Origin of the sequence: Alkalithermobacter paradoxus (assembly GCA_002029295.1) — a bacterium.
Lineage (GTDB): Bacteria > Bacillota > Clostridia > Peptostreptococcales > Peptostreptococcaceae > Alkalithermobacter > Alkalithermobacter paradoxus.
Window position 1 is genome coordinate 211,470 of the sequence record MZGW01000003.1, and the last position, 17,934, is coordinate 229,403.

Sequence of the window (17,934 nt, forward strand, 5' to 3'; positions counted from 1 at the left end):
AATTATTCCCCCTTAACCATGGATATGAATTTATCGAATATATAAGATGTATCAGTAGGTCCCGGAGAACCTTCAGGATGAAATTGCACTGAAAATACTGGAAGTGTTTTATGCTTCATTCCTTCTACAGTCTCATCATTCAAGTTAATATGAGTAACTATCATATCTTTTTCTATACTCTCTTTATCAACTACGTATCCATGATTTTGAGATGTTATATATGCTCTATCTCTTTCTATATCATATACTCCATGATTGCCACCTCTATGGCCGTATTTCAATTTATAAGTTTTTCCACCTACTGCTAGTGCTAATACTTGATGCCCCATGCATATTCCAAGCGTTGGAATGCTTTTGATTATCTTTTTAATAGTTTCTACTGCCTCTGTAGCTTCTTTTGGATCTCCCGGTCCATTACTCAAAAGAATTCCATCTGGGTTTATCTTAACTATATCATCATAAGAAGTATTGTATGGAAATATAGTTATATCGCAATCTCTACTAATTAAATTTCTTATTATATTTTGTTTTATACCAAAATCTATTACCCCTATCTTAGGACCTTTTCCCTTTATACTTATTACTTCTTTTGTTCCTACCCTTTTCATAAAGTCATGTTTTAACTCTACTTCACTTAGTTTTTTCTTTATTTCATCTAATGACAGATCCTCATTAGATATTAAGCATTTCAAACTTCCACAACTTCTTATCTTTTTTGTTATACTTCTTGTATCAACATCATAGACTCCAACTACCCCCATATTCCTAAGCATACTGTCTATATCTATATTGGCCATGTAATTAGAGTATTCTTTGCATATTTCTTTGACTATAAGGCCTTTTGCATGTACCTTAGATGATTCATTTTCTATTTCGTTTACTCCATAATTGCCTATAAGTGGATATGTCATGTTTACTATTTGTCCACTGTATGATGGGTCTGTAAGTATTTCTTGATATCCTGTCATAGATGTATTAAATACTATTTCCCCAACAGAAGTTCCAGCTTTCCCAAATCCTTTACCTTCATAAATAGTTCCATCTTCTAAGTAAATTATTCCACGCATTTTATCACCCCTTCAAAAGTTTTTGAGGCAACAAAAAACCTTCTTGCCATAGGTGCAAGAAGGTATAGGTATCCCTTATTTTCAAAAGAATCCATATTTGTTTACCTTTCTAGCCTCTCTGGACCAGTTTAAAGAAATATATCTTTTATAGAATATTATCACTTAGATTTTTCGTTGTCAATAATCTATTTTCCCTTCATATAATATTATTTTTTTACATATTTCCCGAGAAATAATTATTTTTCATCCTTATTCTCTCTAAAATTGCATATATGCAACTAATTGTTACAACAAGAATATATTGCTACTTTCGCACATATCTATCATTTCTTGTGGCCATATAGAAGCTTGAACTTCGCCTATATGTGCTTTCTTTAAAAAGAACATACACATTCTAGATTGCCCAATCCCACCACCTATTGTAAATGGTAGTTTTTCTTCTAATAACATCTTGTGATATGATAACTCTTTTCTTTCCTCACATCCTGATAGTGCTAATTGTCTTTGTAGAGCTTCTTTGTCAACTCTTATCCCCATAGAAGAAAGCTCTATAGCTCTCTCTAATACTGGGTTCCAAAATAGTATATCTCCATTCAATCTCCAATCATCATAATCGGGAGACCTTCCATCATGCTTATAACCTGATTTTAATATATCTCCTATTTGCATAATAAATACAGCACCTTTTTCTTTCGCTATCTCATCTTCTCTCTCCTTAGCTGTAAGACTAGGATACATATCTTCTAGCTCCTGAGAAGTAATGAAAAAAATCTCATCTGGAAGATATTTATCTATATGAGGATATAATTTATTTACATACTCTTCTGTATCCTTAAATACTTTATAGATTTTAGATACAATACTTTTTAGTGTTTCTTCATTTCTATCCTCTTTACTTATTATTTTTTCCCAATCCCATTGATCAACATAAATTGAATGTAGGTTTCCTAAATCCTCTTGCCTTCTTATTGCATTCATATCTGTATAAATACCTTCTCCAACACTAAACCCATATCTATATAAAGCCATACGTTTCCATTTAGCTAGTGAATGTACAATTTCTGCTTTTCTATTATCAATTCCTTTAACTTCAAATGTAACAGCTGTTTCAATTCCACTTAAGTTATCATTTAATCCAGTTTCAGGTTCTACAAATAGGGGAGCTGATACTCTTATTAAATTAAGTTCCTTTGAAAGTGAAGACTCAAAAAAATCTTTTATATGTTTTATTGCTATTTCAGTTTCCTTAAGGTCTAACTTTGATTTATATCCTTCAGGTATTATTAAGCTCTTTTCCATATTAATTCCTCCTTTAATTGTTTAATTTAAAAGAAAAATATATCTAAACTTTAAAGATTATTTCAGAAATCATGGCCACAATTCCTAGTAAATAAAAAAGCCTTCCGTCCCTATACAAAGGGACGAAAGGCTATAGCTTCCGCGATACCACCCTGATTGTCATATAAAAATATGACCAGCTCAAACCAGTACGGAGATATGTTCTCGATACTGTCCAATGTATAACGGTTTGGTTCCGTCTAAGCCTACTTTCAATACATTTCGGTTAGAAACTCAGAGATGTTCTTCAATATAGAATTTGTATTGGGCTTCCACCATCCCCAACTCTCTATAACTCCAACTATATCTACTCTTCTCATCATTGTCTTTAATATATATGTTTTTAATTTATTAGATTATATGATTTATTATTTCCTATGTCAATTTTATAATTCAAATTTTATAAATAATTTAATTTATATTACTTATTAAAAGCTATTTTAAGAGCTTCATAATTCGATTTTATTGTATATTCTATATCATCATCTGTATGTGCAGTAGATAAAAACATAGCTTCAAATTGAGTAGGTGCAACAAGTATTCCTCTTTGAAGAAGTTCTTTAAAATATATATTAAAATTTTCTACATCACATCTTTTAACATCATCGTAATTATCTACAGGGCCTTCTCCTAAGAACATACAAACTAATGATCCTACTCTATTTACTGTTCCAGCAATACCTAGTTTGCTTAGATTATCCATTATTCCTTTTTCTAGTTTCTCAGCCTTTATTTCCAAATCATTATATATTTCTCTGTTATTTTTCAATATGGTAAGCATTCTATGTCCCATGTACATAGCAAGAGGATTTCCTGATAATGTTCCCGCTTGATAAACTGGACCTATTGGAGATACCATATTCATTATTTCTCTTTTTCCACCATATGCTCCTACAGGAAGACCTCCTCCTATTATCTTACCAAAACAAGTCATATCAGGCTCTATGTTGTAATATTCCTGTGCTCCTCCAAATGCTAGTCTAAACCCTGTTATCACTTCATCAAATATAAGAATACTTCCATACTCTTTTGTTATTCTTCTAAGTCCTTCTAAAAATTCTTTCTTAGGTGCTACAACTCCCATATTAGCAGCTACTGGCTCTAATATTACTGCTGCTATATCACTTCCTTGTTTTTTGAATATATCTTCTACAGATTTTAAATCATTGTATGGGCATACTAATGTATCTTTGACAACATCTTCTGGAACTCCTGGACTTGTAGGAACTCCATACGTCAATGCACCAGAGCCTGATTTTACTAAAAGAGAATCTGAATGCCCATGATAACATCCCTCAAATTTTAATATCTTACTTCTTTTTGTGTATGCTCTTGCCACTCTTAATGCACTCATAGTAGCTTCTGTTCCTGAGTTAACCATTCTCACCATCTCTACAGATGGATACGCCTGAACTATTAGTTTTGCAACTTCAACTTCTATCTGAGTTGGCACTCCATAGCTTGTACCTTTTCTTAGTGCATCTTCAACTCCTTTTAGAACATCTTCATTGCTATGACCAAGTATTAGTGGCCCCCATGAACATATATAATCTATGTACTCATTTCCATCTACATCATATATTTTAGATCCATGTGCCTTATCTATAAATATAGGGTTTAGTCCTACTGATTTGAATGCTCTAACTGGACTATTCACCCCACCCGGTATATACTTTACCGCTTCACTATATATTTTTTCAGATTTTATGTTATTCACTTGCACTCCTCCTTAATCATCTTTGCAATATCCTTTGCAAAGTAAGTTATTATTATATCCGCTCCTGCTCTTTTTATCGAAAGAACACTTTCCATTATAGCCTTTTCACTTAAAAGCCCGTTTGATATTGCAAGTTTTATCATTGAATATTCACCGCTTACATTATAAGCTGCTATAGGGGCATTTATATTGTCTTTTATTCTTCTTATTACATCTAAATAAGATAGTGCCGGTTTTATCATTATTATATCTGCTCCCTCTTCTATATCCAGCTTAGCTTCTCTTAATGCTTCATTTATATTTGCAGGATCCATCTGGTAAGAACTTCTATCTCCGTACTGAGGTGCTGAATGTGCTGCATCTCTAAAAGGACCATAAAAAGCTGATGCGTACTTTGCACTATATGACATTATAGGTATGTGAGTATATCCTTCACTATCTAAAATATTTCTTATATAAGCTATCCTTCCATCCATCATATCAGATGGAGCAACCATATCAGCTCCAGAATATGCATGACTTACAGCTATCTTTCCTAAATACTCTAAAGTTTTATCATTATCCACGTACCCATCTTCGCATATTATTCCACAATGTCCATGACTAGTGTATTGACACATACATATATCTGTTATTACATATATATCTTTGAAATTTTTCTTTATTTCTCTTATTGCCTTTTGAACTATTCCCTGATAACTGTATGCTTCTTTTCCTTTTTCATCTTTTTGATTTGGAATACCAAACAATATAACATATTTTATTCCAAGTTCTTTAATCTCTTTTACTTCCTCTATAAGCCTATCTATAGATAAATGATAGTTTTCTGGGAGGGATGGTATCTCTCTTTTTATGTTCTCCCCTTCTACAACAAATAATGGATATACTAAATCTTCTATTTGTAATTTAGTCTCTCTAACTAACTTCCTAACCAGTGAATTTGCTCTTAATCTTCTGGGTCTTTTTATTATTTCCAAAGTTATTTCCTCCTTGAATCTTCTATTATTTGCTCTAATATTCCATCTATTGTATAATTCTTAGCTTCTCTATATATATTTAAACCAAATTCAGTTATAGTTTTAGAAGTTACAGGTCCTATAGATATTAGTTTCGTATTTTTCAATTTATCTATATTTTCTTTACCTATTATGGATATAAAGTTTTTTACAGTTGATGAGCTTGTAAATGTTATATAGTTTATGATTTTCTGGTCTAAAAGCTTTATTATTTGTTCTTTCTTACCTTCTCCTAATATTGTTTCGTATATCTTAATCTCTTTTATATTACATATCTTGCTTAAATTCTCTATTAGATAATCCCTAGCCTCACTAGCTCTTGGAATTAATATATTGTCATTCTCATTTAATTCACCTTTTAGACTTTCTAATATATATTCTGGTATGTATTTATTTGGAACAAAGTCAGGAACTATTCCTCTATCTCTCAATGATTTTGCAGTGGAAGGTCCTACGGCTATTATTTTGCATTTATTCATACTTCTAAAATCTTTTTGCATCTTTATCATTTTATCTAGGAATATTTGAACAGAGTTTTGGCTAGTAAATACTATATACGTATATTTCTCTATATCTTCTATTTCTCTTTCAAGCTCTTTATTATCTTTTGTTTCATTTATTTTTATTGTAGGAAACTCTATGCAGTTTCCACCAAGCTCACTTATTTTATCTACCAATGTACTGCTTTGAGATCTTGCTCTTGTTACAACTATATTTTTACCGAATAATATTTTATTTTCGAAGAAATTTAGTTTATCTCTCAATCTAACAACCTCTCCAACAACAATCAAGCTTGGAGATTTTATATCTTCTTTTGTAGCTTTTTCTTTTATATTTCCTAAATTCCCTACAACTACCTTTTGATTATATCTAGTAGCCCAGTTTATTATAGCTACAGGAGTGTTTTTGTCTTTTCCTTCCTTAATTAAATTTTCGCATATTGACTTTAGGTTTGACATTCCCATCAAGAAGACTAACGTTCCATCTACAGATGATAGACCCTTCCAATTCAATTCCTTTTCTTCATCCTTTAAATGTCCTGTAATAACATGAAAAGAAGATGCATAATCTCTATGAGTTATAGGAATTCCTGCATAACAAAGCCCTCCTATTGCTGATGTTATTCCGGGAACAACCTCAAAGTCTACTTCCTGTTCTAGTAAATACTCTCCTTCTTCTCCACCTCTACCAAATACATACGGATCTCCTCCTTTAAGCCTTGTAACAACTTTTCCTTCTTTTGCTTTGCTAACTATTAGCTGATTTATCTTGTCTTGAGATAATGTATGATTGCTCGATTCTTTCCCAACATATATAAGCTCACATTTATTTTTACATTCATCTAGTAATTTATCATTTGCCAATCTATCGTATATTACTACATCTGAGTTTCTTATACACTCTAAACCCTTAACTGTTATTAATTTGTAATCTCCAGGGCCTGCTCCAACTAAATAAACTTTACCCTTCAAAACTTCTCATCTCCTCAACTATTATTTGAGATAACTTGTATCCTAAATTCTCACACTCATCTACATTCCCAGATATAGATTTTCTAACAATAATACTTCCATCTTCATTTCCCAAAAGACCTTCTATTACTACTTTATCTCCATTTATTTCACAAAGTGCACCTATAGGTATGTGACAACTTCCATTTACTCCCTTTAGAAAAGCTCTTTCAGCCTTAACCTGTAATCTAGTATTTTCATGGTCTATGCACTTTAGTATTTTTTCTAAATCTTCCTCATTTTCTCTTATTTGTATGCACAGTGCACCTTGTGATGGAGCAGGAATCATTATTTCTACAGGTATATAACAGCTAATTTTATCATAAAGTCCTAATCTATGCATTCCAGCTGCAGCTAAAACTATTCCGTCTAAATTTTCTTCATCTATTTTTCTTATTCTCGTATCAACATTTCCTCTTATAGCTACTATATTAAGATCATTTCTGTATCTTAAAAGTTGATATTTTCTTCTTTTGCTTCCCGTTCCTATTTTCGCACCTTGTGGAAGATCATCTATGCTATTATATCCTTCTCTCAATATCAAAACATCTCTAGCATCTTCTCTTTTTGGAATACACGAAAATTTAAGTCCCATAGGAACATCTGATGGCATATCTTTCATACTATGAACAGCTATATCTATTTCTTTGTTTAAAAGAGCTTCTTCTATTTCCTTAACAAATAGCCCCTTATCTCCTATCTTTTCTAGTGCTATATTTTGTATTTTGTCACCTTTAGTTTTTATTATCTTTATCTCAAAATCTATTTCTGGATTATTTTCTTTTAGTTTGTCTACAACCCAGTTAGTTTGGCTTAAGGCAAGCTTACTTCCTCTAGATCCAACTACTATTTTCATACTCATATCTCCTCATTTTTAATTCTTCTATACTTAATGACACTATTTCATTCAATATTTTCTTTTTTTTATGTTCATCACTACATTTTTGTAGAACTATTTGCCTTATATCTCCTAGAAGTTTTATGTACTCTATGTATTCCTCTGTATACTTATATTCTAATTCTTTTATTATCTTAGATGATAAAGAAGGACTTTTTCCGCTTGTAGATGCAGATATTACAAGATCACCTTTTTTTATAGATGACACAGATATAAAGTCTGAATTGTTTATATTGTCTACTGCACTACATAGTATCCTATTTTTCTTACAGTAAGATACTACATCTTCATTTATACATTTTGAAGATGTAGCTGCAATTACCATAAATGAATTTCTTATATGCTCTTCATTATATCTATCTTTTATAATTTCTATTTCATCACCTATGTTATAGATTTCTGGTATTATGGAAGGACTTATAATTTTTAGATTAGCACCGTATTCTAAAAGTTTCTTAGCTTTTCTAAATGCGATTTTCCCTCCTCCTACTATTGCAACTTCCTTGTTTTCTAAATTTATCATAATTGGATAAAACATATAATCACTTCCTAAAAATCGAATAACTCGTCTATAACGTCTATATATTTCTCTATTTTTCCTTCGTTTTTTGTATTTTTCAAATTCTTTATTGGCTCTCGTATTAGCCTTTTAAGTGCTGATCCTATCATCTTTTCTATTATCTTTTTTTCTCTAGCGTCAAGATCTATTTTTCTATATATATACTCTAATGTATCTGCTTGTATTTCTTCGCACTTAGTGTTAAGTGATTGTATTATAGGGTCAGCTTTTATACTACTGATCCAGATTTCAAATTCTTCTACACTCTTATCTATCATATCTTTAGCTATTTTAGATAGCTGCTCTCTTTTTCTCTCATTTTGATCCGATATATCTTTAAGATCATCTATATCATAAAGCTGTATATTCTCTATCGTTCCAACACTTTCTTCTACATCTCTAGGTAATGCTATATCCATTATATATATATCTTTGTCTATTTTTTTCATTTCATCATACATTATTATAGTGTGTGGAGAAGCTGTAGCACTGATTACTACATCTACATCATGTATTATTTCATATCTGTTTTTGTACTCTATCGGAATAACATTAGGATAATCTTTTGTTAAGTCTAATACTTTCTTGTGACTTCTATTAGTCATATATATTTCTTCAAGATTTTCCTCTAATAGATGCTTTAGTGCAAGCAAACTCATTGTACCTACACCTATTATCAAAGCTTTCTTTCCGGTTAGGTCTATTTTTTGCTTTAATAATTTGACACATATATAGCTTATTGATAGGGGATTTTCTGATATTTTAGTTTTATTTTTTATATTCTTAGCTACAGTTATAGCTTCTCTACAAAGCTTGTTTAGTATTTTTTTACTACAACCTAATTCCATGGAAAATAGGATAGCCTCTTTAACTTGTCCTAGTATCTGATCCTCTCCTAATACTATAGAGTCAAGTCCTGCACATACATTGTATATATGATATATAGCTTCTCTTTCTTTTTTTACAAATAGATAGTCCTTTATACCATCAAGACTAAAAAAGTCTTCAAAGAATTCCTTTACTATTTCTACTTTTTTATCTATATCATAACTTGCTATATATATCTCACTTCTGTTACAAGTAGATAGTATAACTAATTCCTCTATTCCATTGTCTAAAAGATAATTGGTTCCTTCTATTTTTTTAGATTCAGTAAATGAAACCTTTTCTCTTATACTTATAGGAGCTGTATTGTGGTTTACTCCTATTACTCCTATTTTCATTTCATACCTCCATATTTTTATACTTAACTACTATTTTAAATCTATATATCATAAACTGATGTGATAAATATCATACCCTAAAGAATAATACTTAAAAACCTATGACATACTTATTTGTCATAGGCTTAATATCTACTGTACTCTTCTAATTATTATTTCTATAAGGTTAGGGTCGTATCCTATACTTTCTAAAAATCTTATCTTCAATCCAATATACTTTCTTTGTATCGAATCTATTTCATTTGGTATGCAGTTTCTTATATGACTTCCATTAAATAAAAACAAAGGAAATATGGTTATATCTGTACATCCCTTTTTGTATAGTCTATGTATACAAGCTTCTAAAGACGGATCTATAAATTGAAGATATGCCCCTTCAACTAAATCATATGATACTTTTGATTTAACTTCATCTATTATTCTTAGAAGTACTTCCTTAACCTCATTTATTTTGCTTCCATGAGCTAGTATTATCAAACCTTTCATTATAGACTCCACCTTTTACTATATCTAAAGGATATATTCTTTTGTATTTTTTATCTAAATTATTCAAAATCAATTCATCTTTAAGCTTTTTCCAGTCCATTTCTTTATCTAAAATTATTCCAATGACAGTTCCACTATGTGCTACATTTACTCCGTATGCACCAAATTCTTTTGAAATATTCATCACTTCTTTGAGCCCTTCTTTTTGATGAATAACTTGATTCATTATGCTACTTAAATTAGATGCTTGACCTATTAGTTTAAGGCTTTTGTTCTTGAATCCTTCTTCTAACAACTTAAATGCCTCACTAATTCCATCTTTGTTCTTTTCTTTTATTAAGTAATAATCTCCCTTGCTTCTTAACTTGATAGTATTCAAAGTTTCATCAGGTTCTAAAACTAATACTCTCATTCCCTCTATAAATCCTAATGTCTTTATTATTTCTCCATTTAAAGGATTGAATATTGAAACTTGTTTTATTAATATAGAGTCTGTAGGTTCTATATTTGTAGCTATCTTTGATATTTGTTGTAAAGATATATTTTTTCCTAAATAATTTAATGTAGCTTTTATTGTAGCTCCTATATCAGCAGTAGAACTTGCCATCCCTTTTCCTCTCGGAATGTTACTTTGAACTTTTAAGGATAGATTCTTTGTATATCTTATATCTATATTAAAATATTTACATACTTCTTCTATGGCTTTTCTAGACTTGTAAGGTCCTTTTGATATATTATCTTTCTTTTCTTCTATGGTAGCCTTAGAGTATAAGTTAACAGCATAAGAGGCTAAATACTCATCTTTACCTAGGATACCTTGCACAAATTCCCCGCATGATCCAGGACATACTCCGAAATACTTCATATTATTCTCCTAATACCTTTTTCAGTGCATCTAGTATTATTTCATTATTTTTTCTATCTTTTATAGCTATTCTTATATAGCTTTCATCAAGACCCTTAAAATTTGAAGCATCTCTTATCAAAATATTATTTTCTAGAAAAAGCTTTTCTTTTACATATGATGAATTATGTTTTAGAAGTTTCAATAAAATAAAATCAGTTTGAGTATTGTAAACTAATATATTATTTATTTTGCTTAGCTTATTCATCATAAAATCTATTTCTTCTTTGAAATAATTTCTAGTCATTTGTATATAATCTTTATCATTAAATATATACTTACATATATTTTCTGCAAACGTATTAACAGTCCAAGGCTCCTTAAATTTCCAAAGTGTATTTAATATTTCTTTGTTGCTAGTAACTCCATACCCAAGTCTTATTCCTGGAAGTCCAAAGAATTTAGTTATAGCTTTTATTATAAATAGATTTTTATATTCATTTATAAAACTAAGCAATGTGTATTTACTTTGATTATGAACAAACTCCATAAAAGTTTCATCTACTATCAATAATTTATTATGCTTTTTCATAAGATCTAACACTTCAGTTATATCATCTATATTTCCTGTTGGATTATTTGGATTGCATATAAATAAAGCCTTAAACTCATCTATTTTATTTTTTATACTGTTAATATCTAGCTTGAAATTTCGATCGAAATATAAATCCACAATTTCTATATTATTTAATTTTGCACTTCTTTCGTATTCCGAAAAGGTTGGATTTATTATAGCTAGTGGCCCATTTAAAGCCTTCATAATTAAATATATTATCTCTGTAGCACCGTTTCCTGGGATTATATATTCATAATTTATATTTAAATAATTCCCTATATCCTTTCTCAAGCTTATATATTCTACATCTGGGTAATTTTTGCAGTTTCTTATAGAATCTAATATATACTTATCTATATTTTTAGGAATATATGGATTTATATTTGAGCTAAAATCAATAATATTATGCTCATTTTTCCCATATTTTAAAGCCATACTTACTACATCTGCACCATGCCCTAATTTTGTTTTTTCATCCATTTAGCTATAACCCCTTTTTGATTTGGATTTTTTAAACCTTTATCAAGTGTAACAGCTAACATTATGTTTAGGAAAGAAACTATAGTAAGAGGCATAGCAACTGCTACAAAAAATCCCATACTGTATAGTGGAGCTAGAGAAAGTGGACATAAAATTCCATTTATAATAGTTGCAACTAACACAGCAATAGAAGTATTTACTTTTTTTCTTATGTATCCAAATAAGAACACTGCTATGAACATTTCAATAGCTATAATTGTATGAGTTAATATTCCAAGTGGAAATCCGGTGTTAAGTGCAGTAGCTAGATGTCCTAAAAATCCTATAATTCCTCCATCTAGTGGAGATAAAATTATAGCTCCAAAGTACCCTGGAAATGAATCTAGTGACATTGAAGTTCCAGGTACCCTTATTACTATTGAAAGTATTACGCTTAATGATACTAACATTCCTATTCTCGTGATTCTTCTAGTTTTGCCCATATTAACCTCCATATCTTAACATGCTAAATATTATAATTGCTATAAATGATGTTACATACATTATTTGATTTGTAGTCAATATATCTTCTTCATTTATTTCTCTTACCTTATCTCCAATAGTTGGCTTAAATACCTTTTCTCCAAAGTAATAGTTAGTTCCACCTAACTGTATGTTTAAAGCTCCTGCAACAGCCCCTTCAGGATAAGCACAATTAGGACTTTTGTGATTTTTTCTATCTCTTATAGCTATTTTAATGCAGCTTCTGTAGTCTAATCTAAGTATAAAAGTAGCAAATGTCATGAATATTGCAGTAAGCCTAGCAGGTATGAAATTTGCTATATCATCTATTTTTGCTGATGCAAATCCTATATCTATGTACTTTTCATTCTTATATCCAACCATTGAATCTAGCGTGTTTATAGCTTTATATGCCATAGCAAGAGGGGCTCCCCCTATGAAAAGATAAAACATAGGTGATATTATTCCATCTACAGTATTTTCTGCAACTGTTTCAATTACAGCCCTTACAATTTCATCTTTAGATAAGTTTTTTGTATCTCTTCCTACTATGTAAGATAACTGCTTTCTAGATTTTTCAATATCTCCTTCTTTTATTACATTATATATTTTAGTAGCTTCATCTTTGAGGCACTTTGTAGCCAAGGTTGTATATATTATTAAAGAGTTAATAATTATGTACAAATAATAATTTATTTCCTTAAGGAATTTCAATAGTAAAAACGTTATCAAATAAGTTACACCAACAACCAAGATATTAAGTATAAATCCTCCAATCTTCAGTCCTAATCTTGTAGTAGTGCTTTTTCTTATTATTTTTTCTATAAATCTAATTAGATTACCAATATATCTTACTGGATGAGGAAATGAATACGGATCTCCAAATATTAAATCAGATAAATATCCTATATAAATTGACAATATATCCATTTTTTCTACTCCCTTGCTTAAGATATACTCAGTATACCATAAATTTAAATTAAATATATTCTCTAAAATGTAACTATTTTTATTATTGTTTAATATATATATATTGAAGATAAAAATATATTTCTAGGAGGTAAAATATGAAATATTGTAACGATAAAAAAGCTAAAAATGATATGGAAAACATGATGCATATGTATCCTATGCTTTCACCATTCCCAATGATGCCTTGGATGATGCCTGGTATGATGCCTGGTATGGAAGATATGGAAAACATGCCTAATATGGAATTTGCTAAGCCTATGGCTTACATGCTTTATTTATATCCTATAGAAATGAATATGGTAAATCAATGTACTCCTATGATGTATCCTATGATGCCACACATGATGCCTCATATGATGATGCCTGGTATGATGCCTGGTATGATGCCTGGTATGATGCAAGACAGAATGGATTATTATGATGATGAAGAATAAATAATTAAAAGCAGGAGAATTTCTCCTGCTTTAATTTCTTATTATTATATAAGCCATATAAACGATATAACAAGTTGATAATAGTGCTCCTTCTATTCTAAATACAGTTCTTTTTGTGAATGATACTATATATGTTATCGAAGTAGCAACAAGAAGATATACAACATCAAAGAATATATCTTGAGCTATTGGAATTGGATTTATATAAGATGATACACCTAATATAAATAATATATTAAATAAGTTAGATCCTATTACATTTCCTACTGCTATATCAGCTTCTTTCTTGAATGCTGCAACTATAGATGTAACAAGCTCTGGTAAAGATGTTCCTATAGCAACTATAGTAAGACCAACCAGTGTTTCGCTCATTCCAAATGCAATAGCTATTGATGAACTTGCCTTAACTACCCAGTCTCCTCCTATTATTATACCTATAACTCCTATTATAGATAAGACTATACTCTTTCCTACAGACATTTGTTTAGTGTCTTCTTCGTAATCTTCTTTTGACAAGATAGCCATCTCAACTAGATAATATACGAATATAGAAAATAGTGAAAGAAGAATTAATCCGTCTCCTCTAGATATCATGTTAGAGTTGGAATTCTGAAGACTTACATCTGCACACAATATAAATAGCACTAATGAAGCCAAAATTCCAAAGGGAAATTCCTTAAGTATAGTCATTTTTTGAACTTTCAAAGGATTTATAATCGATGCAACACCTATAACTAAAAGTGTATTAAATAAATTAGATCCTATTACGTTTCCAAGAGCTATTTCATTTGCTCCTTTTATAGCTGAGTTGATACTTACAGCTGCTTCTGGAGCACTAGTTCCAAAGGCTACTATAGTAAGTCCTATAAGTATAGGTGGAACTTTAAATATCTTCGCTATAGAAGATGCTCCTTCTACAAAAAGATCTGCTCCCTTGATCAAAAATACAAATCCTAAAAGCAAAATAACATAATCCAAATACTCCATCTCCTTTGTATATTATTCACTTATAAAATCATAAAAGTTAGAATAGCCATCCTGTGCAAATTCGTATATCAAAGAACCTTCAAATCCATATTCATCTTCAAACTCTACATAATTTGAATATTTTTCCTTTATAGTAGTATCTGTATATATTTTATCATCTTCACAGTAATTTGCTACTATTAATTGATCTTCATTTGTAATGTAGTATATAGATTTTATATCATCACTTATTATATATGTATTATTTTTTACGTGGTCATTGTTTTTCTTAAATTCTGTAAACATAACTCCACTTTCGAATTCCATTTTCATAAGATATGGATTATCTTTGTAGAAATTATTCTTAAAGTCTTGTCCATTATTCACTCTATATATAGTTATATATTCTTTTTTTCTCAGCTCTTTTAGGACATAGAAGTGATCTACAGCTTCTTTTTCTCCAACCATCAAAGAAGTTATTTTGAAATCTCCTACCTGAACTCCTATATTTATCTTATAGTACCCATCATCATCTTCAAATAATGATTGACACTTGTACTTTTTTTCAGCTATCTTTGTAACCTTGTTTTTTAACAAAGTACCATTGGCATTTGTAATGTACATATCAGAAATTTGTTTATTAAGCGAAAAATATTCTAATGCTTCTCTATCTCTTGCAATAAATCTCATAACAATATAATTTACAAATTCTACTTCTGTTTCAATATCCTTGCATATCTTTGAGAACATATCAATTTCTTTTACTTTCTTATCTATCATAAATTTATATTCTTCAATTTTTCCTGGGAGCTCCTTTTCATATCTCAAATTCTTATTTCCAAAATAATTCACTAAAAATACTGCTTCATCTTCGGATATGTATATTCTTTCTGCCCCTAATCCTCCCATTAATCTTTCTTCTTCTCTATGTAATATATCCTTACTTGGATTTTTTATAGAAACATAATCTGCAATACCAAGACCTTCTGCATCTAAAAGAAAGTATTGATAAACAGTATCATTTTTATCCTGCCAACATATTATAAGTCCAACACTTCCCATAAGTCTTGATCTTGTAATCTTAGAAAATATAAACTCCATTTATTCACCTTCTTATATTATATTTTCATATTATATCATAATAAGAATTTATCCCATATCTTCAACATAAAATTTTTATATCATCTAATATTCTTGTACTTTTTATTGTAAAATAATACTATTAAATACTTAAAAGGTGGTGGTTTTTTGAAACATGTAGCAGCATTCTTCGATATAGATGGTACTTTATACAGGGATTCACTTATGGTTGAGCACTTTAAGAAATTAATAAAATACCAGATCATAGATCCTTCTCATTGGTATACACATGCTCAGAAGACTTTCTTAGAATGGGATAAAAGACAAGCTGACTATGATGAATATCTATTAGAACTTGCAGATGTATATGTAAGTTCTCTAAAAGGCATCGATATAGATACTGTCAACTTTACTAGTAATCAAGTTATAGATCTAAAATCTGAAAGAGTATATAGATATACTCGTTCTAGAATTAAATATCATATAGAGCAAGGCCATATAGTAATATTTATCTCTGGAAGTCCTGATTTTCTTGTATCGAGAATGGCTAAAAAGTATGGAGTTACTGATTATATAGGAAGTAGTTATATATTTGAGAATAATATATTTACAGGAAAAGTAATTCCTATGTGGGATTCTGATAATAAAGATATGGCAATAAAAGACTTTATAAAAAAATATGATATAGATTTAAATCTATCTTATGCTTACGGGGATACGAATGGAGATGTTTCAATGCTTAGAAACGTTGCAAATCCTGTAGCAATAAATCCTTCTAATGAACTTTTAAGAGCTATAAAATCTGATCCTTATCTATATGAAAAAACGAAGATAATAATTGAAAGAAAAGATGTTATATATAATATAAAGCCTGATGTAGATGTCTTATCTGAATCTTAGGAAAATAAATCAAGGAGACTAAATAGTCTCCTTGATTTGTTTTCAGTTATCTTTATAGTCTAATATATCTTTTAATTTTTCAGTTTGTTCGCTCGTAGCAGTATAATAATTACTTGTGCCTCTTTTAACAATTATAGTTCCATCTTCAATATACCAAATATACGCCAAAATCTCAATGATACCTCTATTTGCTAGCGTTACAAAAATATCAGCTTCAGCTTCAGTTTTCAAATCGTTGGGTTGTTCAAGATTTTCCAAGTTATCAAACCAAATCCGAACCTCTTTTATTTTGTCCTTATCTGTAATTTCTTTATAAAATTCTACCCCGTTTTCGTTCGGATATCCTGCCGTAAGTATATCCTGATTTGAACATCCTGAAAACATAAGTAGTAAGCATACAACAATTATACATTGTATATATTTCAAAAAACTCCTCCCTTAATCTTTATTTACTACCTCAAAAATCTAATTATAGTAGGATAATATATAAGTATTATAGAAGTTATAGCACTTATATAAAATATAATTTTACTAAGTCTACTCGCATTTCTTCTTTCTAACTGTCTATGAGCTATATAAAGCATAACTGCCGAAAATATAACAAATAAATTTCTATACGGTGCTATTTTAGCTGCAAATGCAAGTCCTGCTGTCCCTAGACCTAGGGATGCTAATAATATTCCTCCACCTCAACAAAGTGCTGCAAACATTGCTGGAAAAACCGAAAACAAACTTAATAATTTTTCTTTCATAATTAAAACCTCCCTTTATAAATATAGTATCAAAACTATCTCATTTGAATAGTATATTTTAGATAAAAATTTTTTAAAACTTAATTCTAGGGGGTATTGATATGGAAGAATTAAAATTAGATCAATGTGAAGAAACAACTAGAAACCAGTCACCTGAAGAAACTCAAGCAAGTATTCCAAGTGTAGATCCTTGCGAGTACATAGTTGGGAACGTAAGCGAAACTATTGAAATATCAAAGAATTCTAAAATATGTGAAGTAAAAGCAGACTTTAGAGTAAACAAACAAAGAAGTGTAAGAATATGGGGTCAAGTTAAGGATTGTAACGAAAATCCAGTAAAATGTGCATTAGTTAAATTAGTTAAGCAAGTATGTAGATGTGGAAAAGTTGATTATGTAGGTGTAGCGCATACTGTAACTGACTGTAAAGGATTTTATCAATTCGATGTTTGTGTTCCTGAAGCTATAGAAAAGTATAAAGTAATAGTTAGCAAGCCTGCCCACGGTCTAGAAATAATAAAATTAACAGAATGCGCCCCTTGTGGAAAAGATAAGTGTCTATGCATAAAATAAAA

General features: G+C 29.9%; 19 protein-coding genes and 1 other annotated feature. Of the genes, 3 read left to right on the forward strand and 16 right to left on the reverse strand.

Translation table 11 applies throughout. The features are described from left to right. Positions 1 to 2 precede the first annotated feature (2 nt). From carA to cbiB, 13 genes are all read right to left on the reverse strand, one after another. A complete protein-coding gene (carA, locus tag CLOTH_RS05650) occupies positions 3 to 1,067 on the reverse strand; it encodes a glutamine-hydrolyzing carbamoyl-phosphate synthase small subunit (RefSeq protein WP_079412014.1) in 1,065 nt (354 codons plus the stop codon). Between the two features lie 285 nt (positions 1,068 to 1,352). Beyond that, a complete protein-coding gene (gene asnA, locus CLOTH_RS05655; protein WP_079412015.1) occupies positions 1,353 to 2,366 on the reverse strand; it encodes an aspartate--ammonia ligase in 1,014 nt (337 codons plus the stop codon). Positions 2,367 to 2,481: 115 nt separating this feature from the next. Beyond that, positions 2,482 to 2,737, reverse strand: a binding site (T-box leader). Between the two features lie 89 nt (positions 2,738 to 2,826). Beyond that, positions 2,827 to 4,122, reverse strand: coding sequence for a glutamate-1-semialdehyde 2,1-aminomutase (gene hemL, locus CLOTH_RS05660; RefSeq protein WP_079412017.1), 1,296 nt, complete (start codon positions 4,120 to 4,122; stop codon positions 2,827 to 2,829). Beyond that, on the reverse strand, positions 4,119 to 5,093 hold the full coding sequence (gene hemB / locus CLOTH_RS05665) for a porphobilinogen synthase (RefSeq protein ID WP_143715439.1): 975 nt from the start codon (positions 5,091 to 5,093) through the stop codon (positions 4,119 to 4,121). Before hemB ends, hemL begins: the two co-directional genes overlap by 4 nt. Positions 5,094 to 5,101: 8 nt before the next feature. Then, positions 5,102 to 6,610, reverse strand: coding sequence for a uroporphyrinogen-III C-methyltransferase (cobA, locus tag CLOTH_RS05670; protein WP_079412020.1), 1,509 nt, complete (start codon positions 6,608 to 6,610; stop codon positions 5,102 to 5,104). Further along, positions 6,600 to 7,505: a hydroxymethylbilane synthase gene (gene hemC / locus CLOTH_RS05675; protein WP_079412022.1), complete on the reverse strand. Its 906-nt coding sequence runs from the start codon at positions 7,503 to 7,505 to the stop codon at positions 6,600 to 6,602. The genes cobA and hemC overlap by 11 nt, the downstream gene beginning before the upstream one ends. After that, positions 7,483 to 8,070, reverse strand: a complete 588-nt coding sequence (locus CLOTH_RS05680; RefSeq protein ID WP_331722023.1) for a precorrin-2 dehydrogenase/sirohydrochlorin ferrochelatase family protein — start codon at positions 8,068 to 8,070, stop codon at positions 7,483 to 7,485. The genes hemC and CLOTH_RS05680 overlap by 23 nt, the downstream gene beginning before the upstream one ends. Positions 8,071 to 8,096: 26 nt before the next feature. After that, complete coding sequence (hemA, locus tag CLOTH_RS05685; protein WP_079412026.1) at positions 8,097 to 9,329, reverse strand: glutamyl-tRNA reductase; 1,233 nt, start codon at positions 9,327 to 9,329, stop codon at positions 8,097 to 8,099. A gap of 132 nt (positions 9,330 to 9,461) precedes the next feature. After that, positions 9,462 to 9,815 (reverse strand): sirohydrochlorin chelatase, encoded by a 354-nt coding sequence (locus tag CLOTH_RS05690; RefSeq protein ID WP_079412028.1) that lies wholly within the window; start codon positions 9,813 to 9,815, stop codon positions 9,462 to 9,464. After that, positions 9,772 to 10,680, reverse strand: coding sequence for a GHMP family kinase ATP-binding protein (locus CLOTH_RS05695; protein ID WP_079412030.1), 909 nt, complete (start codon positions 10,678 to 10,680; stop codon positions 9,772 to 9,774). Before CLOTH_RS05695 ends, CLOTH_RS05690 begins: the two co-directional genes overlap by 44 nt. 1 nt (position 10,681) lies before the next feature. Further along, entirely contained in the window at positions 10,682 to 11,755 is a 1,074-nt protein-coding gene (locus CLOTH_RS05700; RefSeq protein WP_079412032.1) for a pyridoxal phosphate-dependent aminotransferase, read from the reverse strand. Then, positions 11,734 to 12,237, reverse strand: coding sequence for an ECF transporter S component (locus CLOTH_RS05705; RefSeq protein WP_158080472.1), 504 nt, complete (start codon positions 12,235 to 12,237; stop codon positions 11,734 to 11,736). The genes CLOTH_RS05700 and CLOTH_RS05705 overlap by 22 nt, the downstream gene beginning before the upstream one ends. A gap of 1 nt (position 12,238) precedes the next feature. Further along, on the reverse strand, positions 12,239 to 13,186 hold the full coding sequence (cbiB, locus tag CLOTH_RS05710) for an adenosylcobinamide-phosphate synthase CbiB (RefSeq protein WP_079412035.1): 948 nt from the start codon (positions 13,184 to 13,186) through the stop codon (positions 12,239 to 12,241). 137 nt (positions 13,187 to 13,323) lie between these two features. Between cbiB and CLOTH_RS05715 the strand changes: the two genes are divergently transcribed. After that, positions 13,324 to 13,662, forward strand: coding sequence for a hypothetical protein (locus CLOTH_RS05715; protein ID WP_079412036.1), 339 nt, complete (start codon positions 13,324 to 13,326; stop codon positions 13,660 to 13,662). 30 nt (positions 13,663 to 13,692) lie between these two features. On the opposite strand, the gene CLOTH_RS05720 is transcribed toward CLOTH_RS05715, so the two are convergent. Continuing rightward, entirely contained in the window at positions 13,693 to 14,640 is a 948-nt protein-coding gene (locus CLOTH_RS05720) for a calcium/sodium antiporter (RefSeq protein WP_079412037.1), read from the reverse strand. Between the two features lie 21 nt (positions 14,641 to 14,661). Continuing rightward, positions 14,662 to 15,729: a hypothetical protein gene (locus tag CLOTH_RS05725; RefSeq protein ID WP_079412039.1), complete on the reverse strand. Its 1,068-nt coding sequence runs from the start codon at positions 15,727 to 15,729 to the stop codon at positions 14,662 to 14,664. A gap of 147 nt (positions 15,730 to 15,876) precedes the next feature. Here CLOTH_RS05725 and CLOTH_RS05730 point away from each other — a divergent pair, with 147 nt between their 5' ends. Beyond that, positions 15,877 to 16,608 (forward strand): HAD family hydrolase, encoded by a 732-nt coding sequence (locus CLOTH_RS05730; protein WP_079412041.1) that lies wholly within the window; start codon positions 15,877 to 15,879, stop codon positions 16,606 to 16,608. Positions 16,609 to 16,650: 42 nt separating this feature from the next. Here CLOTH_RS05730 and CLOTH_RS05735 read toward each other — a convergent pair whose 3' ends face one another. Beyond that, on the reverse strand, positions 16,651 to 17,034 hold the full coding sequence (locus CLOTH_RS05735) for a hypothetical protein (protein WP_079412042.1): 384 nt from the start codon (positions 17,032 to 17,034) through the stop codon (positions 16,651 to 16,653). Positions 17,035 to 17,461: 427 nt separating this feature from the next. Between CLOTH_RS05735 and CLOTH_RS05740 the strand changes: the two genes are divergently transcribed. Further along, complete coding sequence (locus CLOTH_RS05740) at positions 17,462 to 17,932, forward strand: hypothetical protein (protein ID WP_079412044.1); 471 nt, start codon at positions 17,462 to 17,464, stop codon at positions 17,930 to 17,932. The last annotated feature ends 2 nt before the right edge of the window (positions 17,933 to 17,934 follow it).